At 72.3% G+C, this 26,489-nt stretch carries 22 protein-coding genes; 14 read left to right on the top strand and 8 right to left on the bottom strand.

The genetic code is table 11. From position 1 onward, the window contains the following. Window positions 1-67: 67 nt before the first annotated feature. On the bottom strand, window positions 68-2,338 hold the full coding sequence (locus ATL40_RS09605; RefSeq protein ID WP_098469352.1) for a polysaccharide pyruvyl transferase family protein: 2,271 nt from the start codon (window positions 2,336-2,338) through the stop codon (window positions 68-70). Window positions 2,339-2,427: 89 nt separating this feature from the next. On the opposite strand from ATL40_RS09605, the gene rfbB reads away from it, so the two are divergent. After that, the gene (gene rfbB / locus ATL40_RS09600) at window positions 2,428-3,423 is read left to right on the top strand and encodes a dTDP-glucose 4,6-dehydratase (protein ID WP_098470403.1); all 996 of its coding nucleotides are present in this window, start codon (window positions 2,428-2,430) and stop codon (window positions 3,421-3,423) included. A 74-nt stretch (window positions 3,424-3,497) separates the two neighbouring features. Here the strand turns inward: rfbB and ATL40_RS09595 are convergent, their stop codons facing one another. Further along, window positions 3,498-4,127, bottom strand: a complete 630-nt coding sequence (locus ATL40_RS09595) for a TIGR03089 family protein (protein WP_098469351.1) — start codon at window positions 4,125-4,127, stop codon at window positions 3,498-3,500. 148 nt (window positions 4,128-4,275) lie between these two features. On the opposite strand from ATL40_RS09595, the gene ATL40_RS09590 reads away from it, so the two are divergent. The 3 genes from ATL40_RS09590 to ATL40_RS09580 are packed head-to-tail and all read left to right on the top strand — an operon-like array spanning window position 4,276 to window position 9,515. Next, the gene (locus tag ATL40_RS09590) at window positions 4,276-4,578 is read left to right on the top strand and encodes a WhiB family transcriptional regulator (protein ID WP_098469350.1); all 303 of its coding nucleotides are present in this window, start codon (window positions 4,276-4,278) and stop codon (window positions 4,576-4,578) included. A gap of 15 nt (window positions 4,579-4,593) precedes the next feature. Then, entirely contained in the window at window positions 4,594-7,953 is a 3,360-nt protein-coding gene (locus tag ATL40_RS09585) for a glycosyltransferase family 2 protein (protein ID WP_098469349.1), read from the top strand. Continuing rightward, window positions 7,953-9,515 (top strand): DUF5719 family protein, encoded by a 1,563-nt coding sequence (locus tag ATL40_RS09580; protein ID WP_098469348.1) that lies wholly within the window; start codon window positions 7,953-7,955, stop codon window positions 9,513-9,515. Before ATL40_RS09585 ends, ATL40_RS09580 begins: the two co-directional genes overlap by 1 nt. A 58-nt stretch (window positions 9,516-9,573) precedes the next feature. On the opposite strand, the gene rfbD is transcribed toward ATL40_RS09580, so the two are convergent. Further along, window positions 9,574-10,425, bottom strand: coding sequence for a dTDP-4-dehydrorhamnose reductase (rfbD, locus tag ATL40_RS09575; protein ID WP_098469347.1), 852 nt, complete (start codon window positions 10,423-10,425; stop codon window positions 9,574-9,576). 50 nt (window positions 10,426-10,475) lie between these two features. Continuing rightward, a complete protein-coding gene (locus tag ATL40_RS09570) occupies window positions 10,476-10,958 on the bottom strand; it encodes a metallopeptidase family protein (RefSeq protein WP_342747612.1) in 483 nt (160 codons plus the stop codon). A gap of 63 nt (window positions 10,959-11,021) precedes the next feature. On the opposite strand from ATL40_RS09570, the gene ATL40_RS09565 reads away from it, so the two are divergent. Both ATL40_RS09565 and ATL40_RS09560 read left to right on the top strand, forming a co-directional pair. Then, window positions 11,022-11,435, top strand: a complete 414-nt coding sequence (locus ATL40_RS09565) for a DUF3499 domain-containing protein (RefSeq protein WP_098469346.1) — start codon at window positions 11,022-11,024, stop codon at window positions 11,433-11,435. Between the two features lie 5 nt (window positions 11,436-11,440). Next, the gene (locus ATL40_RS09560) at window positions 11,441-11,656 is read left to right on the top strand and encodes a Trm112 family protein (RefSeq protein ID WP_098469345.1); all 216 of its coding nucleotides are present in this window, start codon (window positions 11,441-11,443) and stop codon (window positions 11,654-11,656) included. A 91-nt stretch (window positions 11,657-11,747) separates the two neighbouring features. On the opposite strand, the gene ATL40_RS09555 is transcribed toward ATL40_RS09560, so the two are convergent. The 3 genes from ATL40_RS09555 to ATL40_RS09545 all read right to left on the bottom strand — a co-directional run bounded on the left by ATL40_RS09555 (window position 11,748) and on the right by ATL40_RS09545 (window position 14,954). Continuing rightward, entirely contained in the window at window positions 11,748-12,701 is a 954-nt protein-coding gene (locus ATL40_RS09555; RefSeq protein ID WP_098469344.1) for a glycine betaine ABC transporter substrate-binding protein, read from the bottom strand. Window positions 12,702-12,789: 88 nt separating this feature from the next. Continuing rightward, window positions 12,790-13,656, bottom strand: coding sequence for an ABC transporter permease (locus ATL40_RS09550; protein WP_098469343.1), 867 nt, complete (start codon window positions 13,654-13,656; stop codon window positions 12,790-12,792). Further along, entirely contained in the window at window positions 13,653-14,954 is a 1,302-nt protein-coding gene (locus ATL40_RS09545) for a quaternary amine ABC transporter ATP-binding protein (RefSeq protein ID WP_098470401.1), read from the bottom strand. Before ATL40_RS09545 ends, ATL40_RS09550 begins: the two co-directional genes overlap by 4 nt. A 316-nt stretch (window positions 14,955-15,270) precedes the next feature. Between ATL40_RS09545 and ahcY the strand changes: the two genes are divergently transcribed. Together ahcY and nhaA are read left to right on the top strand one after the other, a co-directional pair. Beyond that, window positions 15,271-16,821 (top strand): adenosylhomocysteinase, encoded by a 1,551-nt coding sequence (gene ahcY, locus ATL40_RS09540; protein WP_098469342.1) that lies wholly within the window; start codon window positions 15,271-15,273, stop codon window positions 16,819-16,821. A gap of 162 nt (window positions 16,822-16,983) precedes the next feature. Beyond that, window positions 16,984-18,246: a Na+/H+ antiporter NhaA gene (gene nhaA / locus ATL40_RS09535; protein ID WP_098469341.1), complete on the top strand. Its 1,263-nt coding sequence runs from the start codon at window positions 16,984-16,986 to the stop codon at window positions 18,244-18,246. Between the two features lie 5 nt (window positions 18,247-18,251). Here the strand turns inward: nhaA and ATL40_RS09530 are convergent, their stop codons facing one another. Continuing rightward, the gene (locus ATL40_RS09530) at window positions 18,252-19,166 is read right to left on the bottom strand and encodes a hypothetical protein (protein WP_143556930.1); all 915 of its coding nucleotides are present in this window, start codon (window positions 19,164-19,166) and stop codon (window positions 18,252-18,254) included. A gap of 18 nt (window positions 19,167-19,184) precedes the next feature. On the opposite strand from ATL40_RS09530, the gene mtrA reads away from it, so the two are divergent. From mtrA to ATL40_RS09500, 6 genes are all read left to right on the top strand, one after another. Next, window positions 19,185-19,871, top strand: a complete 687-nt coding sequence (mtrA, locus tag ATL40_RS09525) for an MtrAB system response regulator MtrA (protein WP_098469339.1) — start codon at window positions 19,185-19,187, stop codon at window positions 19,869-19,871. A gap of 19 nt (window positions 19,872-19,890) precedes the next feature. Then, a complete protein-coding gene (gene mtrB, locus ATL40_RS09520) occupies window positions 19,891-21,549 on the top strand; it encodes an MtrAB system histidine kinase MtrB (protein WP_245866940.1) in 1,659 nt (552 codons plus the stop codon). Further along, on the top strand, window positions 21,546-23,414 hold the full coding sequence (locus ATL40_RS09515; protein WP_098469338.1) for an LpqB family beta-propeller domain-containing protein: 1,869 nt from the start codon (window positions 21,546-21,548) through the stop codon (window positions 23,412-23,414). Before mtrB ends, ATL40_RS09515 begins: the two co-directional genes overlap by 4 nt. Window positions 23,415-23,489: 75 nt before the next feature. Next, window positions 23,490-24,212 carry a ComF family protein gene (locus ATL40_RS09510; RefSeq protein WP_098469337.1) on the top strand — a complete coding sequence of 241 codons (723 nt, stop codon included), beginning with the start codon at window positions 23,490-23,492 and terminating at the stop codon, window positions 24,210-24,212. Window positions 24,213-24,430: 218 nt separating this feature from the next. After that, window positions 24,431-25,087: a ribosome hibernation-promoting factor, HPF/YfiA family gene (gene hpf / locus ATL40_RS09505; RefSeq protein WP_098469336.1), complete on the top strand. Its 657-nt coding sequence runs from the start codon at window positions 24,431-24,433 to the stop codon at window positions 25,085-25,087. Window positions 25,088-25,210: 123 nt separating this feature from the next. Further along, the gene (locus tag ATL40_RS09500; protein ID WP_098469335.1) at window positions 25,211-26,428 is read left to right on the top strand and encodes a winged helix-turn-helix domain-containing protein; all 1,218 of its coding nucleotides are present in this window, start codon (window positions 25,211-25,213) and stop codon (window positions 26,426-26,428) included. Window positions 26,429-26,489: the final 61 nt, after the last annotated feature.

Below are 26,489 nucleotides of genomic sequence, written 5' to 3'. Positions count from 1 at the left end.
CACGTCGCCCGGGTCCTGGAAAGCGCGGACCCCGGCCACGGTGCCGGTTCTCGCGGGGCGCCATCGGCTACTCGCCGCTGCGGGAGCGAGGGAGCCGGGAGCGCATCTCGCGAGCCACGCGACGCAGGACCCGCTCCGCGAGGGATCGGCGCTGCACGAGGGCATCGACGCTGGCCTGCAGACTCTCGACGCGCGTCGCCAGGTGATCGGCCTTCTCCTCCAGGCGCGTATTGCGCTCGGACATGATCGCGGTGAGGTGCAGGAGGGCGCCGTCCCCGTGCTCGTCCAGGTAGGCGCGCAATCGGCGTTCGCGCACCCGCCGGTCGAACCGGGCGTGGGCGTCCTGGTGACCGAGCACACTGTTGGACTCCGTGCCGTCGGCGGTGGGTCGCTGGCGCCACTCGGCCAGTGTTTGCCCGCCGATCACGGGCACCGGGCCGAGCCGAGTCAGGCGCAGGTGGAACTCCCAGTCCCCGACCGCGGCGAGTTCCTCGTCGAACGGGCCGATCTGCTCGTGCAGGGCGCGTCGGTAGACGAGGGAGATCGGCACCATGTGGTTGCTGGCGAGCAGGTCGGACACCGTGACCTCGGCGAGGTGTTGGTAGAAGGGGCGCCTGCCCTCGACGACGGCAACCGGCGCGCTCTGCGGCCAGGACTCGTACACGATGTCGGTGCGTCCAGTCACGGCGGCCAGGGCAGGTTCCGCGCGCAGTCGTGCCACCGCGTGCGCGAGGAACGTGGGATCCCAGGTGTCGTCGTCGTCATGGATCACCGCGAACTCGCCGCGGGCAGCGGCGATGCCGGCGTTCGAGGCGGCCTCCATGCCCGTGGAGCGGGCGCGGTGCAGGACGCGGATCGCGATGTCGTCCAGGCCCACGGCTGCGGCCACCGCCGAGTCGACGGGACCGGGGTCGCCGCCGTCGTTGACCACGATCAGCTCGAGATCCCGGAAGTGCTGCTGTGCCACGTCGTCGAGCGCGCGGATGAGCATGCGGTCACGATCGCGGGTGCGCATCACGACGCTCACGCAGGGCGTGTGCTCACCGGAGCCGGGCTGTGCACCGATCGGCTCAGCGCCGGTCGGAGCGGGGAGGGCCAGCGCGGGGACGGGCGGCACGTCGACCAGGGGAGTGGGCGCGCCCTGGAGTCGCGCGAACACGGCGTCCCAGAATCCCGCCGCGTGCTCGCGCAGCGTAGGAGCGGTCGAACGCAGGTGCTCGGCGATGGTCTCCCGCTCACGCCACACCGCCTCCGCCCGCTCGATCCAGGCAGCTGGGCTCTCCCGCCAGGGATCGATGACGAGGTCGGCCGGCATCCCCCACCGGGCCAGCGCTCCCACCACGCGCGTGCGGGTGAAGCCCGATGCGGCGATCGCGACCGTCGGCACCGACCCCTCCGCCGCGAAGACCACCGGGTGGTAGCGACTCGTCAGGACCAGGCCGGCCGCGCGGGCGCGCTGCGCAGCCACGAGCGGGTGCTCGAGTGGCAGCGCCTCCACGGGCGCCGTCATCGCCGCCGCGAGGAGACGATGCGAACGCTGGTCTCCGTCGTCCTGGCCCGCCACCCCCATGTGGGGCACGAGCTGGACCGGACGATCGGCACGCTGTGCGAGTGCGTCCAGCATCGCGGCGATCGCGGGCAGCCACACGGACTCAGGGCCGAGCGCGTCGGGGGAGATCGTGGCGACGATCGCCCCGGGCGAGACCGGGACCGCGGGGCGGTGCCCCGCCGGGAGCGGCACATGGGCGAGGAACGAGGCATCGTCCAGCACCGAGACCACGTGGGCGGGGTCGGTCAGGGTACGCAACAGCCGGGCGCTCGCGTCCTCCCGTGCGGCCACGAGGTCGACGGCGCGCAGCGCGTGGGCGAGGTCGTCACGGTCGTGGTGGGTCAGGGCCGGGCCGATCGTCTGACCCGTGACCACCGCAGGCCTGCCCAGCGCGGCCGCGACCTCCAGCGCCGCGATCCGCTCGGCCAGCAGCCAGCCGTACCACGAGCTCATGTTCCCGCCGCCGGCGATCACGAGCGCGTCGACCCCACGGATCGCCTCGATGAAGGCGAAGATCTGGTCGTGCGACGGGAGCGCGTCGCGGCGGCCCGCGAGCACCGCGCGGATCTCCGTGAGATAGCGCACCCGGTCGTGCGGGGGCCAGGGGAACTCCAGGCTGCGCGCCGTGGCCACCGGCCCCCGAGCCTCCCGGGTGAGGGCGGCGTCGCGCGTCAGGTAGAGCACATCGTGTCCGCGGGCTGCGGCTTCGTGAGCGACGGCCCACGTCATCGCCTCATCCCCCACGTGGTCCGCGCGCTGGCCGATGTCACCGAGAACGGCGATGCGCATGGAGTCGTCCTCTGTTCTCACGGGCCGGGTCGGCGCTCATCCTATCGGTCGGAGCGCGTCGGCGGGATGGCCTCGCTAGCATGGCCACCATGCGTCTACTCGTGACCGGTGGAGCCGGTTTCATCGGAGCGAACTTCGTGCACCACGTGGTCAGCGAGCATCCCGATACCGCCGTGGTGGTGCTCGATGCGCTGACCTATGCGGGGGATGAGGCCTCGCTGGCTCCGGTGGCCGGGTCCATCGAGTTCGTGCAGGGGGACGTGGCGGATGCCGACCTGGTGGACTCCCTGGTGGCGCGGTGCGATGCGGTGGTGCACTTCGCTGCGGAGTCCCACAACGACAACTCCCTGGCCAACCCCTGGCCGTTCGTGCAGACGAACGTCATCGGCACCTACACGCTGCTGGAGGCGGTGCGTCGGCACGGCGTGCGCTACCACCACATCTCCACCGACGAGGTGTACGGCGACCTGGAACTGGACGACCCCGAACGATTCGCCGAGACCACCCCGTACAACCCCTCCAGCCCCTACTCCTCGACCAAGGCCGCCAGTGACATGCTGGTGCGGGCCTGGGGTCGGTCCTTCGGGGTGGCGGCCACGATCTCGAACTGCTCCAACAACTACGGGCCGTATCAGCACGTGGAGAAGTTCATCCCCCGCCAGATCACGAACCTGATCGACGGCGTGCGGCCCCGGCTGTACGGCCAGGGGTTGAACGTGCGCGACTGGATCCACGTGGAGGATCACAACCGTGCCGTCTGGGAGATCCTGATGCGCGGTCGGGTGGGGGAGACCTATCTGATCGGGGCGGACGGCGAGGAGAACAACCGCACGGTGGTCGAGACGCTCCTGGAGGTCTTCGGGCGGCCGCGCGAGGACTACGACCTCGTCACCGACCGCCCCGGTCACGACCTGCGGTACGCGATCGACTCCACGAAACTGCGCGAGGAACTCGGCTGGTCGCCGCGCTACTCCGACTTCGCCACCGGGCTGGCCGACACCGTGGCGTGGTACCGCGACAACGAGGCGTGGTGGCGTCCCCGCAAGGCCGCGACCGAGGCGAAGTACGCCAGGACCGGCCAGTAGCCAGTAGCCAGGGCCTCCGCCTGGCGTGCTCGGCGTTCTGCTCTCGCTGCTCGGCGGGCGCCCCGCTCCGCCGGCTAGGAGCCGCCCTCGCGCAGGACCACCAGGTCGCCGGCGGCCAGGGCCGGCCACCAACCCAGCAGCGCTGGCAGTGCGTCGGCTGTCGTGCGGGTCAGGTCCCGCACGCTCAGGCTTCCGCCGGGGTGCTCGACGGCCGGCGTGTCGAGCGGGACCACCGCGACCGGTTGCAGGTCGTCGGCGTACCCGGCCACGTCGATGCCGCCGTCCAGCACGCCCGGTGGCAGCGGGTCGGGCCAGCGCAGGGCGAAGGACTCCGTGCTGACGGCGACCACGACCTCGGGCGCTGCGGCACGGTCCCACGCCTCGGGGCGCGTGGTGGCCACGACATCGGCCGCCGGAGTCCCCGAGACCGGTGTCGCCCCGGGTGCCGGGAGCACCACGAGCGCGCCCGTCACCCAGGCCCCGAGCGCCCAGGTGGCGCTTCGCCAGTGCTCGGGGGTGTCCAGGAGCACGCGGGTCCCGGGCCCGGCGTCGCACTCCTCGAGCAGGAGATTGCCGATCTTCGATGTCCACGTGGCCAGCACGTGGCCGGAGAGTTCCAGGCGTCCCTGGGTGCAGTGCCACTCCAGGCGGGGCCGGGGCCCGGATGCGTACAGGTCGCGGTGGACCCGCTGCGGCGTGAACATGCCTCCCACCGTAGGTGACCCGGCGGCACCGCCGCAGGCCAGGGCTGTATTACCACCTCCCGGCTTGACGGATGCGGCATGACACGCGTGTAATTTACCCACGCCGCCGGTCCAGGGGGCTGACCACGAGCAAGGGGAGACGAGGCGGATGTGGAACATCCTGGGTGAAGGACCATTGTCCTCACCGAGCGCGTGGAGTGCCATCAACGCCGGCCCGTTCCAGGGCGAGGAGGCCCTGGAGTGGCAGGAGCGGGCGCTGTGCGCGCAGACCGATCCGGAGGCATTCTTCCCGGAGAAGGGCGGTTCCACGCGCGAGGCCAAGCGTGTCTGCGTGTCGTGCGAGGTGCGGTCGGAGTGCTTGGAGTACGCCCTCGAACACGATGAGCGGTTCGGGATCTGGGGCGGTATGTCCGAGCGTGAGCGGCGTAAGCTCAAGCGTCGTGCCGTGTAGCCCCACCCCGACCCTGTGACCGTCCTGAACCGGGTGGAGGCCGCCCGGCCGCGCGTGCTCGGAGTCGTGGTGTCCCGCGGGGACAGTGGCTGGCTGCCGGAGACCTTGCGCGCTGTAGCCGGCGGCACGCATCAGCCCGATCGCCTGCTCGTGGTGCTCTGGGGCGGGCGAGACCACGAGAGAGTGCGACACGTCGTTGCCGACGCCGGGCTCATCAATGCCGACGTGGTGTCCGTCTCGGGCGCCGCTACCTTCGGGGACGCGGTCCGCAAGGGCCTGGCTCACTTCCCACCGGTTGCCGGGGAGTGGCTCTGGTTGCTGCACGACGACAGCGCCCCCGCGCCCGCGGCACTGGCCGCGCAACTGCGCGCCGTGGCGAACGCGCCGAGCGTGGTTCTTGCCGGAGCCAAGCAGACCGAGTGGGAGCGGCCCGATGAGCTGATCTCGGTGGGAGTCGGTCAGACTCGCTCCGGTCGGCGCTTCACAGCTCTCGAGGAGGGCGAGATCGACCAGGGCCAGCACGACGCTCGTGCCGACGTCATCGCCGTCGGCACTGCCGGGGCACTCATCCGCCGCGACGTGTGGGAGGAACTCGGGGGCACCGACCCTGCTCTCGGGCCCTTCGGCGACGGTGCGGATCTCGCACGCCGCGCCCGCCTCGCCGGGCACCGCGTGGTGGTGGTGCCCGGCGCCGTGGTGCGGCACGCGCGGGCGGCCTACCAGGGGCAACGTCGAGCCCCACACGGAGGCGGTCCCGCCGAGCAGCCCGACCCCGCCGCCTCCTGGGCGGCCCGACGGGAGGCGCTGCTCTACTCACGCCTGGCAGGCTCCAGTCTGCCGGTGGCCTGCCTGGCATTCGTGTGGATGTTCCTGGCAGCGCCGTTGCGTGTCCTGCTGGCACTCATGGCGAAGGACTTCTCCACGATCCCGAGCGAGGTACGTGCGCCGTTCGTCGTCGCCGGCCGACTCGGCGCCGTGGCACGTTCCCGCGCCGCGGCGCGGGGGACCCGAACCCTCTCCCGTCGAGTGCTGCGGCCCCTGCAGACGGGATGGGGAACCCGGCTGGCCGCTTGGCGTGACCGACGCCTGGCCCGTGCGGCCGCACGTCGTGCCGCCCGTGCGCGCAGCGAGCTCGAGATCGCCGAGGCGGCCGCGCTCTCCCGTCGTCGCAGGTGGGCGCTGGCGGGGGTCCTGACCGCGACCCTCGTCGTCACCCTCGTCACCACGGCGCCGCTGGCCTTCACGGGGCCGCTGGTGGGTGGCGCGTTGCTGCCGGTGGACAGCTCGGCCGAGCAGCTGTGGACGCAGGTCACCAGTCCGTGGCTGCTCGTGGGCGACGGCCACGCGCAGGCGGCGCCGCCGTTCCTCGGGCTGCTGGCAGCGGGGACGGTGCTGCTCGGTGGATGGTGGGGCACCCCGGTCTCCACGACCATCGCGGTGGTGATCCTCGGCTCGCTCCCGTTCGCGGCCATCGGCGGATGGTTCGCAGCCGGTGCAGCGACTCGCCGCATCGCCGTGCGGGCCTGGGCCGCGCTGGTCTGGGCCCTCGCGCCGACCCTCCTCCTCGCTCTGGCGCAGGGACGGATCGCAGCCGTGGTCGCACACCTCGTGCTGCCCTGGGTCGCACTCGGCGTGGTCCGGGCGCTCGGGGTGCAGCGACGCGACGTCATCCGCTCCGGACTGTGGGATGTCCCCGACGGCGCCCCGCAGGAGCCTGCCCGGCGGCGCCGCCCGGTGGCCTCCCCGGGCGCAGCAGCGGGCGCCGCGCTCGCGTTGGGGATCGCGTGTCTTGCGGCCCCGGTGCTGCTCCCGGTCTCGATCCTGGTGCTCGCGGTCATCGCCGCCACCCTGCCCCGGCTGCGTGCCGGGTCGCGCGGCCGCGCGACCTCGCTGCTGCTCCTGCCGTTGCCCGCACTGGTGCTGGTCGGCCCGTGGCTGACGACCGCCTTCACCGATGCCGAGGGGATCGCCAGCGACGCGGTGGATTCCGCCGCCCGGATGCTGCTGACCGGCCCGGGCGCGGCCTACGCGGTCGAACTACCCGCCGGCTGGGAGATGCTCCTGGGGTGGCCGGACGTCGCGGCGCTCGCCACGGGTGAGTCCGCCGCCTGGGTGCTGCCGGTCCTGCTCGTCGGGGCCCCCGTCCTCCTGGCCGCGCTCCTTGCCCTGCTGGCCGGCGGCGGCCTCGCCGCGGGCGTGCGGACGCTGTGGCTGATCGCCGTCGTCGTCCTGGCCACGGCGATCCTCGCGGCGCGCGTGCAGGTGGCACCGACCGCCTCCGCGGCCGGGTCCGGGGCCGAGCCGGGGACGCTCGCAGCGACCGCCTGGACCGGCCCGGTGCTCTCGGTCACGCTGCTGGGCCTGCTCGGCGCTGCGGCCTTGGGTGCGGGCGGACTGCCGCGGCTGCGCAACCACGCCTGGGGGTGGCGTCACCTCGCCACCGGCGCGCTGGGTGTGGTGGCCTTCCTGGCTCCGCTGGCGGCTGCCGGGTCCTGGATCGCCGGTGTCGCGGCCACGGAGGTCCTCGTGGTCACGGCACGTGGCGCGGACCCCGTGCCCGCCCTGGGGCGGCAACTGCAGACCTCCGTCGCCTCAGCCCGTGTTCTCGCGCTCACACCCACCGAGGGCGGCACGGTGGTGGCGCTGTGGCGCGGCGACGGTCCTCAGCTCCTGGACGCGGCGACGACCTCGAGCAGCCTGTCCGGCGCGCTCCTGGACCCCATCGCCGACCTACCCGACGAGGCGGAGCAGGACCTCGCCCGCGTGGTCGCCCTGGCGGAGTCCTCCTCCGATGACGCAGCACCCGGGCTGGTCACTCACGCCGTAGGTCTCGTGGTGGTGCCGCCGACGGACTCCGCGGTCGCCCCCGGCGGGGATGAGGCGGCGCGCGCCCGCCTCGTGGCGGCGCTCAACGCGACCGCCGGACTCGAACTCGTCACCACGAACGAGTCGGGCACCATCTACCGCGTGCTCAGCACGGGCGGCGCCGCGCGGCTGCGGGTCACCACGCCGGACGGTCACACCCCGGCAGACGGTGTGTTGACCGAGCACCGGGACCTGCCGGCGTCCGCGCTCGTCTCAGGGCAGTTGCTCGGCGGTGGGGAACTCGCTGCGAGTGACACCGAGCGCCTGGTCGTGCTTGCCGAACGTGCGGATCCGCGCTGGCACCTCACGGTCGCAGGCAGCGAAATGGCGAGCACCGACCTCGACTGGCGGCAGGCGTTCGTGGTGCCCGCGGGCCTCGAGGGTGAGGTGCGCCTGACGTTCCATGATCCGGCCCGGACCGCATGGGTGGTGGCGCAGATCGTGGTGGTCGGCGTGGTGGCACTGCTCGCGGTGCCGATGCGCCGCCGCGACGTGGAGGAGGACTCCTGATGGCCCGTACCGGCGAGAACGCAGACCAGACGCCGGCCGACGGCGCAGGGCGAGGGCGCACCAGAGCGGTCCGGATCGTCTCCGGCGCCGGCGTGGTGCTTCTCGGCGCGGCCGTCGTGCTCGGCGCCCGTGACCTGCCGGCCACCGATGCGGTGGCACAGGACTTCCTCGATGTCGCCGTGCCCGCGGCCCCCACCGTGCTGACGTGCCCGGCGCAACCGAGCACACCGGAGGCGGTCGGTGACGGAGAGTTCTCAGGGACCTCCGACGTGACCATGGTCACTGACGCGTTGGCACTGCCGCGCGATGGCGACGAGGAGATCTCCGTCGTCATGGAGCCGGGTGGGAGCGTCGCCCAGGAGCAGGCTCTGGTGATCTCGAGTGACCAGGCCCCCTCGGTGGTACGCGTCACCTCCGACGGCGAGGCCTCGCCCCTGGCGGCGGGTGCCGGCGTGGCGCGCGCCGATGACGGTGATCTACGTGGGCTGAGCGCGTCGTCCTGCCAGTTGCCAGGGTCGGACGCATGGCTGGTCGGTGGGCAGACCGGGGTCGGCAGCAGCGCGGAGTTGACGCTCACCAACCCGGGTGCGACAGCGGCGACCGTCGCGGTGCGGGCATGGGGACCGACGGGTGAGGTCCCGCTGGCGGGCGCCGCCGAGGTCCTGGTGCCGGCGGGGGAGAGCCAGACCCTCCTGATGGAGGCCGTGGCCGCTGACCAGGAGCGGCTCGCCCTGCACGTGGAAGCCAGCGGCGGTCAGGTGACGGCGTCCCTGCGGGTGAATCAGCTCGACGGGCTCACCGCCGCGGGCACGGACCTCCTCGTCGCCTCCACCGAGCCGGCCTCCGACAGCATCATCCCCGGGGTGGTCCTCGGCTCCTCGACCAGCGGCGACGAGATCGCCTCGCTGGTGCGCATCCTGAACCCGGGGACCGAGCCTGCCACCGTGCACCTCGATCTGCTCTCGGGCACGGGCGCGCAACGCATCTCGGGCGAGGCCGGGTACGTGGTGGAGCCCGGCACCGTGTGGGACGCGTCGCTCGCCGGGACCCCGCCCGGGACCTACGCGGTGCGGGTGAGCGCCGACGAGCCCGTCGTCAGCGCGGTCGAGCTCATCCGACGCGGTGACCCGACGCCGCAGGACCCGGACGTCCCGGTCCTGGACCGCGCGTGGCTGCCGAGTGTGCGGCCGGCCACCGACCTCGTGGTGATGACCCCCGGCCTGGGGGACCTCGTCGAGGGGGTGGAACTCGTGATCGCGGATACGACCGCTAGCGGGGCCGAGGTCACGCTGCGACCGGTGACTGCGGCGGGCACATTCGGTGTCGACCTCGAGGCGCAGATCCCGCCCGACGGCGCAGTGGCGGTCTCGCAGGAGGACCTGAGCGCGCTCGTGGCCGGGGACGAGCGGATCGTGGGTGTGCTGGTCACCTCGCAGGACCCCCTGGCCGCTGCGGCGCTGCTGACCGCCACCGACGACCTCGGAGAGCAGGTCAGTGCCGTCCCCGGTCAGCCCGATCCGCAGGTCGCGCGGAGCGTGTCACTGCGGTTCTCGATCAGCTGAGTCAGCGCCCGCGGTCCACCGGAGACGGCGCCGGCCCGGGTGCCTCAGCCCGGTGCCCTCAGCCGGTGGCCGCGAGGACCGAGGGTGCTGCCTCGAGCCACCTCTCGTGCCACTCGCCGATCGGTTGCACGCCGATGGCGCGCAGCGCTTCGTGACCGAGCACGGAGTATGCGGGTCGCGCCGCAGGGCGCGGGAACGCCTCGCTGGTCACCGGGTGCACGATGCCGGCGTCCAGTCCTGCGGCCGTGACGGTGGCGCGCGCGAAGTCGTACCACGTGGTCTCCCCGCCGGCGGTGGCGTGGTAGATGCCCCGCGGCGCCCCGCCCTCCACCAGCCGCGCGATCAGATCCGCGACGTCCACGGTCCAGGTCGGTGCGCCGTGCTGATCGGCGACCACGTCCAGGTGGTCACGCGCCGCGGCGACGCGCGCGATCGTGCGGGGGAAGCAGCCGCCGCCCGCGCCGTAGAGCCAGGCCGTGCGCAGGATGAGGTGGTCGCCTCCCGCGGCCTGGATCGCCCATTCCCCGGCCAGTTTGGTGCGGCCGTAGGCGGAGCGTGGCCGAGGAGTCGCGTCGTGCGGGTAGGGGGCGGTGGCGGCGCCGTCGAAGACGTAGTCGGTGGAGATGTGCACCAGCCGGACCCCGGCGGCCGCGCAGGCCCGCGCCAGTACGCCGGGGCCGAGCGCGTTGATGGCGAACGCCTCGCCCTCGTGGGTCTCGGCGTCGTCGACCGCGGTGTATGCGGCGCAGTTCACCACGACGTCGGCACCCTCGATCGCGGGACCGACCTCATCGGGCACCGTGATGTCGACCTGCGCGCGGTCCACCGCGCTGATGTCATGGCGGGTGGACAGGCGTGAGGTGACGTCCTGGCCGAGCATGCCGGCCGCTCCGGTGACCACGATGCGCATGGGTTCTCCTGGGGGTCTTGATCGACTGGGTCGGTGACGGGACTCGTCGGCTAGGGGTCGATGATCTCGGGCGGGCGTCCGAGCAGTTCGGCCACGTGTTCCACGATGACCTCGCGCAGTAGATCGCGCAGCGCCTGCCGCCCCTCGGCGCGGGCTTCGACCGGCCGGCGGTAGATGACCACACGTGCCGGGAGGCCGGCCACCCGATCCGCCGCGAAGCAGCGTCCGAGGGCCACCTCGTGTTCCCACGGGGCAGGGTCGGACGGCGGCACGTCCTCGATCCCGAACTCCACGCCGCGCAGTTCCTTGGCCCATCGGCGTTCCAGATGCTCCACCACGCCGAGCACCTCCTCGTCGAACAGCTCGGCGCGCGTGCGCTGCGCCGGGGTCCCGGGCGCGAGCAGGGGGCCGCGTGTGCCACGACCTCGTCGGTCCCGACGGCGACCGCGAACCCGGGCGGGGATCTGCACGGGTCCGAGGGCGGCCCACGGCTGCGGCACGTCGTGGTCGCGGTGGCGTTGGTCGTGGGGCACGGAACCACGCTATCGGACCCGCCTGCCGGGGGTGAGGTATCCGAGCGGGTAGCGTGGGGCGGTGTGAGAGCCACCCGCCAGTGCACGCGCGCGACGTGCGTCAACCCGGCCGTTGCCACCTTGACGTACGTGTACGCGGACTCCACGGCGGTGTTGGGGCCGTTGGCCACCCACGCCGAGCCCCACTCCTACGACCTGTGCGCAGAGCACGCCGAGCGGCTCACGGTGCCCCGCGGGTGGGACGTGGTGCGGCTCGCGGTGGATCTGACGCCGTCGCCGCCGAGTACCGACGACCTCGTGGCCCTGGCAGAAGCGGTCCGGGAGGCCTCGCGTGCGCCCGTGGCGCAACCCCCGCGGCCCGCCGCGGACCCGCGGGGAGCGCGTGAGGCGAGGGCTCGGCGCAGTGCCGCGGAACCGATGCCGAACCCCGACCCCGAACGGCGCCGACACCTGCGGGTGCTCGGACCAGGAGAGTGAGAACCGTGACCGACCCCGCTGCTGCCCCCCGCGTGCTCCCGGAGGCCCCCTGGGCGCGCGAGGCCCTGCGCTGCCCGATCACCGGCACACCGCTGGTCGAGGTGGTCGGCCAGGACGGCGCCCTCGCTTTGGAGAACACCTCCACCGAGCGAGTGCTGCGCTACCCGGTGCGTGACGGCGTGCCGGTCCTCCTCCCGCACGAGGCGATCGAGCGTCCCTGATCGAGCGTCCCTGAACGCTCCGGCACCACGAGAGACGACGAGGCCCCGGTCACCACAGCGGTGACCGGGGCCTCGCCTCGTGCGGGGCGGATCAGCCCTTCAGGCCCTCGGCGAAGTCGGGGTTCGCCTCGAGCCACGCGGCGGCCGCGGCGTCGTAGTCCTCGCCGAACTCGTCGCTGTTGAACATCATGTTCTCGATCTCGAACAGCTGGTCGTCGGCGAGGGTGAAGCTCTCGATCCAGCTCACCAGCGTGGGGTGGGTCTCGGCGATGTCGCCGGAGCCGAAGGTGTGGATCTCCTCGGCCTCACCCAGGGTGCCCTCCGGGTCCTCCAGGTCGCGGATCGGGTAGGCGTCGTAGGCCCAGTGCGGGCGCCACAGGGTGACGACGACGTTCTCCCCGGCCGAGGTCCGGGAGTCCAGCTCGGCGAGCATGGCGGGCGTGGAGGAGGTCACGTACTCCATGCCCTCCAGGCCGTAGGTGGGGATGACGGCGTCCTGGGTGGTGGCGGTGAGACCGGCGCCCGGCTCGATGCCGACCAGGCGGTTGTCGTACTCGTCGGCCATCTCCGCGAGGTCCGCCAGGGACTGCGCGGGGGAGTCCTCGTTCACGGCGATGGTGAGCTTGGCGTTGTCGTACCAGACGCCGAGGTCGGTGAGGTCGTCGCCGTACTCCTCCCAGTAGGAGGCGTGGGTGAGCGGGAGCCAGCCGTCGAACATGAGGTCGAAGTCGCCGCCGGCGAGGCCGGTGAACAGCACGCCGATGTCGGCCGTGGTGGTCTCGACGGTGTAGCCCTCGTCCTCGAGCATGGACTTCCACAGGTGGGAGACGGCGATGCCCTCGTCCCAGCCGGACGGGATGCCGATGTGCACCTCCATCTCGTCCTCGTTCGCGGCGCCTGCCTCGGCGTCGGTCGTCTCCTCGGTGGTCTCGTCCGCGCCGTCCTCGGTGCTGTCACCGGAGTCGGTGGAGCAGGCGGCAAGGGTCAGACCGAGGGCCAGCACGGCGGAGCCGGCGGCGAACGTGCGTCGTGTGGAGCGGGTCATACGTGATCCTTCCTTCGGCCGGCACGACGGCCGGCTGTGGGGTGGTGTCGGTGCGGCGGGAGGCTCCCGCCGCGGATGGCGGACGTCCTCAGACGGCCGCCGCAGCCTGGGCCTTGGCAACCGCGGACCGGGCGCCGAGGGCGCTGGAGACGCGGTCGAGGTAGACGGCGAGGATGACCACGCCGATACCGGCTTCGAACCCGAGGCCGACGTTGATGCTCGCGAGGGCCTGGTACACCGCGGAGCCGAGCCCCGCGGCGCCGACCATGCCGGCGATGACGACCATGGACAGCGAGAGCATGATGACCTGGTTGACGCCCGCCATGATGGTGGGCATCGCCAGGGGGATCTGGATCTGGCGCAGGATGCGCCGCGAGCCGGCGCCGAAGGACTCCCCGGCCTCGACGACCTCCTTGTCCACCTGGCGGATACCGAGCTCGGTGAAGCGGACACCCGGGGCCATGGCGAACACGATGGTGGCGATCAGGCCAGGCACGGCGCCCGTCAGGAAGATCACCACGGTGGGGATCAGGTAGACGAACGCGGGCAGCGTCTGCATGAGGTCCAGCACCGGCCGGATCATCGCCGAGGCGGTGTCGTTCCGGGCGGCGAGGATGCCCAGGGGGATCGCGAACAGCAGCGCGATGGCGGTGGCGATCAGCACGAGCGCCAGGGTGTGCATCGCGTTCTCCCACTGATCCATGGTGTAGATCAGCAGCATCCCGACCACGGTGCCCATGCCCAGACGCCAGCCCTTGGCCCACCACGCCAGCGCGGCGAGCGCGGCGATCCAGACGAAGAACGGCGGCGTGGTCAGCACCCAGTCCAGGGCGTCGTAGGCGGACTCCAGCACGACCTCGATGAGGTCGAACAGCAACGCGAAGGTGTCGGTGATCCAGTCGATGAGGGCCTCGGCCCAATCGCCGACCGGTATGCGCACGATGGGATCGTTCACGGCTGCTCCTCCCGGATCTGGGCGCCTGCGGCGGGTACGGCGTCGGTGGCGGGTACCGCATCGGGTACCGGCTCCTGCGAGACCGCGGAGGCGGGCAGACGGTCCTCCGCACCGCTGCCGGGCTCGGCGTTGTTCGCCATCGCCTCCAGCAGCCGCACCCGGGGGACGACCCCGGCGAACTTGCCCTCCTCGTCGACCACCGGCACCGGCAGGATCGACTCCGCGGCGGGGGCGAAGATCTCGGCGATCGCGGTGTCGGGTGCTACGGCACGCGGATCCGGCTGGGTGATCCGGGCCAGGTCGGTGTGCCCCTCGCGCTGGGCGCGCAGCAGGTCCTCGTCGGTCACGGTGCCGCGGAAGGTCCGGGTCCGGTCGGTGACGAAGGCCGCGGAGGTCGTGTTCTCCATGAGGGTGTGCAGGGCCTGGCGGGGACCGCCGCCGAACGGCACGACCACCCGGGCGGGCCGCATCACCGAGGATGCGGTCAGCACCCGGGTGCGGTCCACATCGGCCACGAACTGTGCGACGTAGTCGTCCGCGGGCCGCTCCAGGATCTCCTCGGCGGTGCCGATCTGCACGATCCGGCCGTCGCGCATCATCGCGACCCGGTCCCCGAGGAACATGGCCTCGTTCAGGTCGTGGGTGATGAACACGATGGTCTTGCCCAGCGTGGTCTGCAGCTCCAGGAGCTGCTCCTGCATCTCCCGCCGGATCAGCGGGTCCAGGGCGGAGAAGGCCTCGTCCATGAGCAGGATGTCGGTGTCGGCCGCCAGGGCGCGGGCCAGGCCCACACGCTGACGCATGCCTCCGGAGAGGTTGCCCGGCAGGGAGTTCTCCCACCCGTCCAGGCCGACCATGCGCAGCGACTCCATCGCCTTCTCCCGGCGCTCCTCCAGGCCCAGGCCCTTGATCTCCAGGGGGTAGGCCGCGTTCTCGAGCACCGTGCGGTGCGGCAGCAGCGCGAAGTGCTGGAAGACCATCGAGATCTTCTCGCGGCGGATCTCCCGGAGCCGGGCGGGGGAGACGGCGGACAGTTCGTCCTCGTCCAGGTGGATCGTGCCGGCCGTGGGTCGCCACAGGCCGTTCAGCATCCGGATCAGGGTGGACTTGCCGGAGCCCGACAGCCCCATCACCACGAAGATCTCCCCGCTGCGCACCTCGAAGGAGGCGTCGATGACGGCGGCGGTCCCGAGGTTCTTGACCTCCTCGCGCGTGGCGCCCTCACGGATGCGGCGCACGACCTCCTCGCCACGTCTCCCGAAGACCTTGTACACGCCTTCAGCGCGTATCTCTGACATGAAGCACATCCCCTCGTGCATGGCGGGGCGCGAGGCGCTCCCGCGGTGAGTGGGCAGGACAGATCCGCCCCGCTACGAGGGGCGGGGTTATGTCCGATCGAATGCCTCCACCGTGCGGGAGGACGGGGGTCCCGTGCAACGTGGGGTTGCCCCGGATCCGGACTCCTGGCTATGACCCACGCCACGCGCGGCGCCATGACCTGCAGGGACGAGCCGGCAGAATCGTTACCCAGTCGTGACCAACGGCGGGTGATCGCGGGTGGCGTGCGCCGGGTGCTCGGCACCTCGCCGCTCCCGGCTCGATACGCTGAGTCCCATGTCCGACTCCGCACCCGTGCCGCGTACCGACCCCTTCGACCACCGCGTGCGTGACCTCGCGCTCGCGACCGCCGGCCGGCACCAGATCCGGCTCGCAGAGCACGAGATGCCGGGGCTGATGGCCCTGCGGCGCGAGCTCGGCGACGCCCAGCCGCTCGCGGGCGCCCGGATTGCCGGTTCCCTGCACATGACCGTGCAGACCGCCGTGCTCATCGAGACCCTCACGGCGCTGGGCGCGCAGGTGCGCTGGGCCAGTTGCAACATCTTCTCCACCCAGGATGAGGCGGCGGCCGCTGTCGTGGTCGGGCGACCGGAGAGCGGCGGCAGCCCCGAGGAACCCGCCGGGGTGCCGGTGTTCGCGTGGAAGGGGGAGTCGCTGGCCGACTACTGGTGGTGCACCGAGCAGATCCTGCGCTGGCCGGCCCCGGAGGGTGCCGGCCAGCAGGGGCCGAACCTGATCCTGGACGACGGCGGCGACGTCACCATGCTCGTGCACGAGGGCCTCGCGGCCGAGAACCGCGGCGCCGTGCCCGGCGACCCGAAGCCGGGGGAGCGGGGCTACTCCGAGGAGAAGCTCGTGGTCCTGGACACGCTGCGCCGGATCATCGCTGCCGAGCCGACCTTCTTCTCCCGCGTGGCTGCCGGCATCGGCGGCGTGAGCGAGGAGACCACCACCGGGGTGCACCGCCTCGAGCAGCTCGCCGCATCCGGGGACCTGCTGTTCCCGGCGATCAACGTCAACGACTCCGTCACCAAGTCCAAGTTCGACAACCGCTACGGCATCCGCCACTCCCTGCCGGACGGACTGAATCGCGCCACCGATGTGCTCATGGGCGGCAAGACCGCCTTCGTGGCCGGGTACGGCGACGTGGGCAAGGGCGCCGCGGAGGCGCTGCGCGGCCAGGGTGCCCGCGTCATCGTCTCCGAGATCGACCCGATCTGCGCGCTCCAGGCGGCGATGGACGGGTACCGGGTGGCGCGCCTGGAGGACGTGGTCGGCGAGGTGGACTTCGTCATCACCACCACCGGGAACGTGGACGTGGTGCGCGCCGAGCACATCCTCGCGATGAAGGACAAGGCGGTGCTGGGCAACATCGGGCACTTCGACAACGAGCTGGACATCGCCGGCCTTGCCGCGACCCCCGGAGTGGAGAAGGTCGAGATCAAGCCGCAGGTGCACGAGTGGCTGCTGCCCGCGGACACGGCCCCCGATGGCGCCGCGCGTCCCGAACGCAGCGTCATCGTGCTGTCCGAGGGTCGTCTGCTGAACCTCGGCAACGCCACCGGGCATCCCTCGTTCGTGATGAGCACCTCCTTCGCCAACCAGGTGCTGGCGCAGGTCGAACTGCACCGCGGGGCCGACTACCTGGAGGTGGCCGACGGCGAGACCCCCCGGGTGCACCGCCTGCCCAAGGTGCTGGACGAGAAGGTGGCACGCGACCACCTGGCTGCCCTGGGCGCGCAGCTGACGGAGTTGACCAAGGACCAGGCGGAATACATCGGCGTGGACGTCGCCGGACCGTACAAGAGCGAGCACTACCGCTACTGACCTCCTGACCTCCTGATCGCCCGGGAGCCCGCCGCAGGAGACCAACCGCACATCCCGGTCAGGCACCGAACCCACCAGGATCGCTAGAGTGGTCACCTGGTGTGCCGGGAAGTCTGGTCGGCGTGGATCGACCCGACCCCTCCCTCGACCCTCTGGAGAGCCATGCCCCTGCGGACCGTGTTCCAAGCCCTGACACCCGGCGGTGAGCGCAACCTCGCCGACACCCTGCGGGGTGAGCGGACCGGCGGCATCCTGCTGCTCGCCGGTGCGGTGATCGGGCTCATCCTGGCCAACGGGCCGACGAGTGAGTGGTTCGAGGAACTCAAGTACACCTACCTCGGCGTCGGCGAGCTCCAACTCACCGTGGAGCACTGGGCGGCCGACGGGCTGCTCGCGATCTTCTTCTTCGTGGTCGGCCTCGAACTGACACGCGAGATCCAGGTCGGTGAGTTGCGACGGATGCGCACCGCGATCGTGCCCATGGTCGGCGCCGTGGGCGGCATGGCGGTCCCGGCGCTCATCTACGTGGCCATCAACGCCTCCGCCGGCAACGGCGACCTCAGCGGCTGGGCCATCCCGACCGCGACCGATATCGCCTTCGCCATCGCGGTGCTCGGACTCGTGGCACCCAACCTTCCGCTGAGCGTGCGCGCCTTCCTGCTCACCCTGGCCGTGGTGGACGACCTGCTCGCGATCATCGTCATCGCGGTCTTCTACTCCGACGGCGTCACCTTCACCTGGCTGGCCCTGTCCATCCTCGGTGTGGCGCTGTTCGCCGTGCTGGTGCGCACCCCCGCGATGAAGTCACGCTGGCTCTCCGTGGTCCTCATCCCGCTGGCCTTCGCCAGCTGGTTCGCGATGTACGAGGCCGGTGTGCACGCCACGATCGCCGGTGTGCTGCTCGGGCTCGTGGTCCCGGCACGCGCCAGCAAGGGCGACACCGATGACGGTCACGACAGCGTCGCCGAGCGACTCGAGCACCGGTGGCGCCCGATCTCGGCCGGTGTCGCCGTGCCGATCTTCGCGCTGTTCACCGCCGGCGTGACCATCGAGGGCGGTCTGATCGCCGACGCCGTGTCCGACCCGGTGGTCTGGGGCGTGATGCTCGGTCTCGTGCTCGGCAAGCCGATCGGTATCACCATGGCCACGTGGCTGCTGGTCCGCTTCTCCCACGCGTCCCTGGCCGACGGCGTGAAGTGGCGTGACATCGGCGCGGTGTCCTTCCTCGCGGGTATCGGGTTCACCGTCTCCCTGCTGATCGGTTCGTTGGCCTTCGGGGAGGAGTCCGAGCGCACCAACGAGGTGGTGCTCGCTGTGCTCGTCGCCTCGCTGGTCGCGGCGATCCTGGGCGCGATCGCCCTGCGGGTCACCGGAGCGAAGGACGCGACGCAGCCCTCCGGACAGGCCGCCACGCCGAGCGAGTAGGTCGCTCAGGGAGCCGCCGGCGTGCCCGGCCGTGCGGGAGAGGCGAGCCGGGCGTGGGCCGCGAGCAGGACGACGCCCGCCACCGGCACCGTGGTGATCGAGCCGGCGAGCGAACCGAGGGCGGCCACCACTGGCACGCCCTGCTCGCCCAGGGCCGTGCCCAGCAGCGCGATCGGGGCCGAGATCGCCGCGGAGACCACCGAGAGCGCAATGCCTGCGAGCAGGGCGACGCCCACGCCCCACCACCGGTGACCGTGGGCGAGGGTCCACCCCACGCGTAGGCTGCCGGCCGGCACGGCGAGTGCCAGGGCCGGGAGCAGCACGACGGCCCCGGCCACGGCGAGCACGGACAACACGAGGCCTAGCGCCGCGGCGGCAGCCCACCCGGTCCTCCCGGCCAGTGCGAGCGGCATCGCGGCGGGGACGGTGAGCAGGGTCAGCGAGGTCAGCGAGGCAAGCACGGCCAGTCCGATCCGCGTGCGCAGGCGACCGGCGGGATGCTCCCGTGGGGGCACCGGCCACCCCGTCCTGGTTCCGAGCGGACGGGCGATGGCGACGGTCACCAGCGTGAGCGAGACGATCGCCGTGGTCGCGGTGAGTGCCCACCCGAGAGCCGGAGCGAGAACGGCCCCGGCGTTCGTGGCGAGGTCGCCCCCGAGGGCCGTGCGCAGCCGGCCCAGCGGTGCGCCGGCGAGGCGGAGAGCGAGCACGGTCTCGACCACCAGCAGCCCCGCCACCAGCGCGGCTCCGCGGCCCCACACGATGCCCGGGGCGGCTCGCAGGGCGGCGATGACCTCCTCGACCAGGCCGGGCTGCGCCGTCGGCACCGGGTCGCAGGGCAGTGAGGGGCCGGTGGGCGCCCCGTTCGCCGACTCGCGACGGGGACGCGCCGCCTCACCCCAGCCGCCGGATTCGCTCACGAGTGTCACCATAGAGGCATGAGCACCAGCATCCTTGTGGTCGACGACGACCCTGCGATCTCCGAGATGATCGGCATCGTGCTGGCCTCCGAGGGCTTCTCCGCGGAGTTCTGCGCCGACGGTGAGCGGGCCCTGGAGGTCTTCGCCGAGATGGATCCCGATCTCGTGCTGCTCGACCTGATGTTGCCCGGTCGGGACGGTATCGAGGTGTGCCGGGAGATCCGGCGGGAATCCGACACGCCCGTGGTCATGCTCACCGCGCGTTCGGACACGGTCGATGTGGTCGCGGGACTCGAAGCCGGGGCCGACGACTACATGGTGAAGCCGTTCAAGCCGCAGGAACTCGTGGCACGGGTCCGTGCCCGGCTGCGGCGGACCGATCACGACAGCGCCGAGCGGCTGCGCATCGGCGACCTCGTGATCGACGTGGCGGGTCACCGTGTGCTGCGAGGCGAGGAACCGATCGCCCTGACCCCGTTGGAGTTCGACCTCGTGGTGGCCCTCGCGCGCAAGCCGTGGCAGGTCTTCAGCCGGGAGGCGCTCCTGGAGCAGGTCTGGGGTTACCGGCACCAGGCAGACACGCGCCTGGTGAATGTCCACGTGCAGCGTCTGCGTGCGAAGGTGGAGCGGGACCCGGAACGGCCGGAGGTGGTGGTGACGGTGCGCGGGGTCGGCTACCGGGCCGGCACCCCGATCGGGGCGTGACTCGCTCGGGGGTGCCGAGGTGAGCGGATGGTGGGGCCGCACGGCCTCCCTCGCTCGCCGGTTGCGCATCGCGTGGACGTCCTCCATGCGGCTGCGGGTGCTGGCCGTGACGACCGTCGTGGGAGTCGTGGCGCTCGCCTTGATCGGCACCTACCTCTCGGATCGGGTGCGTGACGCGCTGTACGACCAGCGCGTGACCGAGGCGCTGGCGGATGCGGCGACCCGCACCGGCGGGGTCCAGATCCAGTTCGACGGGTCCACGGCGACCACACCCGCGCAGGTGCAGGGAGTCGCCGATCAGATCCTGCGGGCGGAGCAGTCGGCCGGGGCGAGTTCGATCGGCGCGTTGCTGCGGCGCAGTCCCGTGGACCCGCCGACCACCGCGATCCTCGACCTGTCGGTGGGACGTATCGTCGAACCGTCCGCGCCGCTGCGCACAGCCGTGCAGGAGTCGGGGTCACAGCAGTGGCAGGCCGTCGAGGTGACCACCGCCGGTGGGTCGGGTCCGGGCATCATCGTGGGGGCTCCGGTCGCACTGCCGGAGGTGGGTGCGTACGAGTTGTACTTCGTCTACAGCCTCATTACGGAGCAGGACACCCTGGTGCTGATCCAGCAGACGCTCGGGCTCGGTGCGCTCGCCCTGGTCGGGCTGCTGGCCGCGATGGCGCTCTACCTCACCAAGCAGGTGCTCGGGCCCGTGCAGCAGGCCGCGCGCACGGCGGAGCGCCTGGCTGCGGGGCACCTGGACGAGCGGATGACCGAGCGGGGCGGCGACGAGTTGGCGTTGCTCGGACGCAGTTTCAACCACATGGCGGCGTCCCTTCAGGAGCAGATCGAACGCCTCGCGAACCTCTCGCGGGTACAGCAGCAGTTCGTCTCGGACGTCTCCCACGAACTGCGCACGCCGCTGACGACCATTCGCATGGCCACCGAGTTGATCTTTGACGAGCGCAGTGCCTTCACGCCGACGACGCGTCGCTCCGCCGAGCTGCTGCACACCCAGGTGGACCGCTTCGAGGCCTTGCTCGGGGACCTCCTGGAGATCTCCAGGTTCGATGCCGGTGCTGCGGTGCTGGACGCCGAGAACCTGGATGTCCGCTCCGTGGTGCGCCGAGCCGTGGACCTCGCGGCACCCCTCGCCGAGCGTATGGGCACCTCCCTCGGGCTGCAGCAGCCGGACCGCCCCTGTACGGCGGACCTGGATCCACGCCGCATCGAACGGGTGCTGCGCAACCTGCTCGCGAACGCGATCGAGCACTCCGAGGGAACCCCGATCGAGGTGGTGGTCGCGGCGAACGACTCGGCCGTCTCCGTCAGCGTGATCGACCATGGCGTGGGGATGACCGCCGCGCAGTCGGAGCAGGTCTTCGACCGGTTCTGGCGCGCGGACCCCTCGCGCACGCGCACCCTTGGCGGGTCCGGGCTGGGTCTGGCGATCTCATCGGAGGATGCCAGGTTGCACGGTGGGCGTCTGGAGGCGTGGGGACGGCCCGGTGCCGGGGCCACCTTCCGGCTGACGATCCCGAGGCGCGCAGGAGTCACCATCTCCGATGCGCCGGGCCCTCTGGAGCGTGAGACCGGCCCGACCGCACCCCCGCCACAGCGGGAGGGGCCATCGCCCGCCTCCCTGCCGAGTTTCGAGGACCTGACCGGACCGACCCAGGGACCCCACCGATGAGAACCCGCCTCGCCCGCCTCGCCCCGGCCGCGGCCGCCCTGTGCCTCGCGGCGTGCGCATCCCTGCCGACCGAGGGTCCGGTGGAGGCCGGGCGCACCGAGGCACCCGCGGTCGGGTCCATCCAGTACGACGCGACGGCACCAGGGGTCGGGGACTCCCCGGTCGAGATCGTGCAGGGCTTCCTGCAGGCCGGCGCCGCCGGCCTGACCGGCGAGGGTGACTTCGAGGTGGCGCGCACCTATCTCACACCCGAGGCGAGCGCCACCTGGTCGCCGCTCGCCGAGGTGGTCGTCACCGCGGCCGACCGGGCGCAGGAGTTCAGCCTCACCCGCACCGACGATCCCACGCAGGAGACCGGCGAGCCGGTCGGGGAGGATGCCGAGGCGGACCGGGAGGACACGTCCGGCGCCGACCCCGGGTCCACGGCCGGACCGAGCCAGGAGGGGGCGGGTGCCGCCCAGGAGGAGACGGATCCTGCCGCGGGGGCTGGCGCGCCCCTGGACGCCCAGGACATCGCCGAGGCCTCCGCGGTCACCGTGACACTGAGCGCGACCGCCGTGGCCGATGTGGACGAGTGGGGCGCCTACACCGGCACCGCCGGCGTGGTCAGCGAGATCGCCTACGACCTCGTGCGGCTGGACGGTGAATGGCGTCTGGCCACGTTGCCTGACGGCCTGGTGCTCAGCGAGGTGACCTTCGCCTCGGCGTTTCGCCCGGTCTCGCTGGCCTTCCTGAGCGCTGACCTCGACACGGTTGTCCCGGACCTGCGCTACGTCCCGATCCGCAACTCCACGCAGTACGCGGTGGAACTGCTGCTCGCCGGCCCCGTGGCCTGGCTCGCGCCGGCCGTGGCGACCAGGGTCCCCGACGGGCTCACCCTGGACCCCGCGGCCGGAGTGGTCTACGACGAGACCACGGGCGAGGTGAGCGTCCGCTTCACCACCCCGGCGAGCGCGGTGGAAAGCGACCAGGCCCGCGAACTCATGGTGCGCCAGGTCGCCCGGACCCTTCTGAGCATCTCCGGCGTGCGCACGGTGTCGATCTGGATGGCAGGCACGCCGTACGAGCCGACCGGGGATGGTGAACTCACGACGGCGCGGGTCACCGGGAGCGATCTCGTGGCGGTCCAGGAGGGCAGGCTGGTGACGCTGACCCGCTCGGGTGAGGTCAGCGAGTACGCGCCCGCCGGCACGGCGGGCGGGGACCTTGCTGATCTGGCGGCACCGGCGCCGAGTCCGGGCGGTGCGGGTGGGGTCGCGGTGGCCGTGCCTGAGGGGATCGCCCGGGTGCTGCCGTCGGGAGCGGTGGACACCCTCCTGGGTGGGGAGGACCTCCTGGCTCCCGCGGCTGACTCCTCCGGGTGGGTGTGGAGCGGGAGCGGCGAGGAGATCGTGGCCGTCTCGCCCGGTGGGTACGTCACGGTGGTCGCCGCGCGGGACCTCGTGGGGCGCCTGACCCGCATCGAGCTCGCCCCGGACGGCACCCGCGCCATCCTGGCGCTGCAGGGCGAGCAGGGTGAGGTGGTGCAGGTCGCCTCCGTGGTGAGAGGGGAGGACGGAGAGCCGATCGCCCTGCAGGGGGGTCCGGTGATCGTCCCGGCGGTCACGCGGGTGCTGGACCTCGCGTGGAGCGATGCGGTGACGGCCGCCGCGCTCCTGGTGCCTGCGGAGTCGGCGAGCGTCCTGCGCTCGGTCGTCATCACCGGGCCGACGTCCTCGATCGCGACCCCGGCGCAGGCCGTGGGGCTCACGGCGGGATCGGGTGCGTTGGTGGTGTCGACCGAGGAGGGCAGGGTGCTGGAGCAGGTGGGGTCGCGCTGGGAGGAGTTCGCCTCCGACGTCAGCGATCCCGCCTTCGTGCCCTAGCGCGCCTGCGGCACTCCCTCCACAGCGGCCTCGGGCGGGCGCCCGGGATCCACCTCGGCCTGGCACACTCGCGGCATGTCACAGCGTTGGGGTGCCACCCGGCGGGGACTGCGGGGGTTGCGCGGGCTGGCCCACGCCGGGCTCGACGTCGTGGTGCCGGTCGCCTGCGCCGGCTGCGGCGCGGCCGAGGAGGTGCTGTGCCCGCGGTGTCGCGCCGTGCTGGAGGCCGCGCCGATCCGGGTCTCGCCGCCGGTGACCCGGGGGACCCCGGTCCTCGCGCTCGGCACCCACACGAGTCATCTGCGCCATCTCGTGCTGGCGTGGAAACTCGCCGGACGCCGCGACCTGGAGCCGCACCTGGCACATGCCCTGACGAGGTTGGGGAGCGACCTCTCGGGAACCCCCGAGGTCCCGCTCGCGCGGGGGGAACCGGTCTGGGTGGTCCCGGCGCCCTCGGGAATCACCCGTGCCGTGCGTGGCCGTCCAGCCGTGGCGACGCTGGGCTGCGCACTCGCCCGGGGACTCGCCGCGGCGGGTCATGACGCCGTCGTCGTGACGGCGTTGCGGCGCGGGATCGGGTCAGCGCAGCACGGTGGGAGCTCCCGCCAGCGCCGGGACGGCGACCTGCGGGTGCGCCCGCGGCTCGCGCTGCCGGGCACGGCGGTGGTGCTGGTCGACGACGTGGTCACGACCGGTGCCACGCTGGCCGCGTGCACGGATGCGATCGAGGGCGCGGGCGGCCGGGTCCTCGCGGCCGCGGTGTTGAGCGCCGCCCCCGGGCCACTGAGCGGCCGGTGACCGTCTCGTGGGGTGGATCGGCTGTCACCGGGGCCGAAGGTGTACTAGCGTCGTGACATGGAACACAGTCGCACCCTTGGCAGCGGGTCAAGGTCCGATGCCGCGACGAGCGCGAGGGTGCGCACCCGGGAGGTGGTACGGCCCTGTTCCGCCCGCTAGTGGCGGTTCCCCTCACTTCTCCCGGCCGTTGCGCCGGACAAATCATGGAGGTATTCACCATGGAGATCGTTGTGGTCGGACGGAAGACCGAGGTTGCCCCCCGCTTCCGTCGGCACGTGGAGGAGAAGCTGTCGAAGGTGACACAGCTCGCCCCCTACGCCCAGCGGGTCGACGTCGAGGTCTCGCACGAGCCGAACCCGAGGCAGGCCGCCTCGAGCGAACGGATCGAGTTGACCGTCCGCGACCGTGGGCCCGTGATCCGGGCCGAGGCCAGTGCCTCCGACCAGTACGCGGCGCTGGACGTCGCGACGACGAAGCTGCTGGAACGGCTGCGGCGCTCCCACGACCGCCGCAAGGCCAAGTCGGCCCGCCGCGACCAGCGCGCCATGCCGTTCCCCGCCTCACCGATCGACCCCGTCCCCGCTGAGACCGTCGACCTGCCCAACGAGCGCGTCATCGCTCCCGACGAGGTGGACGTCGCGGTGGAGTCCCAGTTGGGCGACTCGCCGGTGGTCGTGCGTCAGAAGTTGCACCGCACGGCGCCGATGAGCGTGGAGGACGCGATCGACGAGATGGAACTCGCCGGGCACCCCTTCTACCTCTTCGTCGAGGCCGAGTCCCACCAGCCCGCGGTGGTCTACCACCGCCACGGATGGACCTACGGCGTGATCCGCCTCGACGCCGAGGCGACATCCTCCGAGGTCGAGGCCTCCTAGGCCGACCGCCACGCGGGGTGCTGCGGCCGGTGGCCGCGGCACCCCGCGTGCTGTGAGCACACCGCCCCTGGCGGGTGGACCCGGAACGCCGGGGACCCGTGCGAGCGCTGGCAGGATGACGGGATGGTCGAGACCCTCACGCCCTCGCAAGCCCGCAGGATCGCCGTCGCGGCACAGGGGCTGGACCGGGACCGTCCCCGCCGGGTCGACCTGGGAACGCTGACCCGACTCACCGACCGTCTCGGTCTGCTGCAGATCGACTCGGTCAACGTGCTCGCGCGGGCCCACGTGCTCCCGGTGTTCGCCCGCCTCGGGCCCTACGACACGGCCCTGCTCACCCGGATGAGTTCGTCGCCGCCCCGGCGACTTGTGGAGACCTGGGCACACGAGGCATCGCTGGTCCCGCCGGCGGTCTACGGCGACCTGGCGTGGTGGCGGGAGGGCCAGCGATCCGGCCGGCACGTCGCCCCGTTCCTCGACGCCCATCGGGACCTGGTGGACCGGGTGCGCGGGGTGCTGCGTGTGCAGGGCCCGCGCACATCCCGGCAGGTGCAGGACGAACTGGGGACCGGCGCGTCCCGTTCGGGGTGGTGGGAGTGGGGCGAGACCAAGCGGGCACTGGAGGTGCTGCTGCGTGTGGGCGAGGTGGCCTGCGCGAGCCGCACGCCGCAGTTCGAGCGGCGCTACGACCTCGCCGAGCGTGTGGTCCCGTCGGTCCCGACCCCACCGCGCGAGGAGGCCGTGCGCTCCCTGGTGCGGCGGTCGGTCCAGGCGCTGGGTATCGGCACCGCGCGGTGCGTGAGCGACTACTACCGCCTGCCCGCCGCGCTGGTCCGGCCCGCCCTGACCCAGTTGGTCGATTCCGGTGAGGTGACCCGGGCGCACGTGCCGGACTGGGGTGAGGTCTATGTGCATGCGAAGGCCCGCCGTCCGCGCCGCGTCGCCGCACGCGCACTTCTTGCCCCTTTCGACCCGTTGGTCTTCGAGCGCAACCGCCTGCTGGCGCTCTACGGGATGCACTACCGCATCGGGATCTACACGCCCCGGCACCTGCGATCCCACGGGTACTACGTGCTGCCCTTCCTGCTGGGCGAGCACCTGGTGGCCCGGGTGGACCTCAAGGCCGATCGCCGCGGCCGACACCTGGTGGTGCAGCATGCGCATCTGGAGCGACCGGGGCAGGCCCCCGGCGCCACCCGATGGCCCGAGTCCGGCGAGGTGGTCGAGGCCCTCGCCCGCTCGCTGACGGAGATGGCCCAGTGGCTCGGGTTGCAGGCGGTCGCTGCCAGCACGCACGGCCGGGGTGACCTCCTGCCCGCGCTGCGCGGCGCCGTGGGGTGAGTCCGTCCCGCCGTGGGTGCACGGCGTGCGACCCTGTACCCAGGCGAACTGCGGCGAGCTT

Origin of the sequence: Serinibacter salmoneus (assembly GCF_002563925.1) — a bacterium.
Taxonomy (GTDB): Bacteria; Actinomycetota; Actinomycetes; order Actinomycetales; family Beutenbergiaceae; genus Serinibacter; species Serinibacter salmoneus.
Note: the sequence above shows the minus strand (reverse complement) of the source record. Positions and strands in the feature narration are given on the sequence as shown.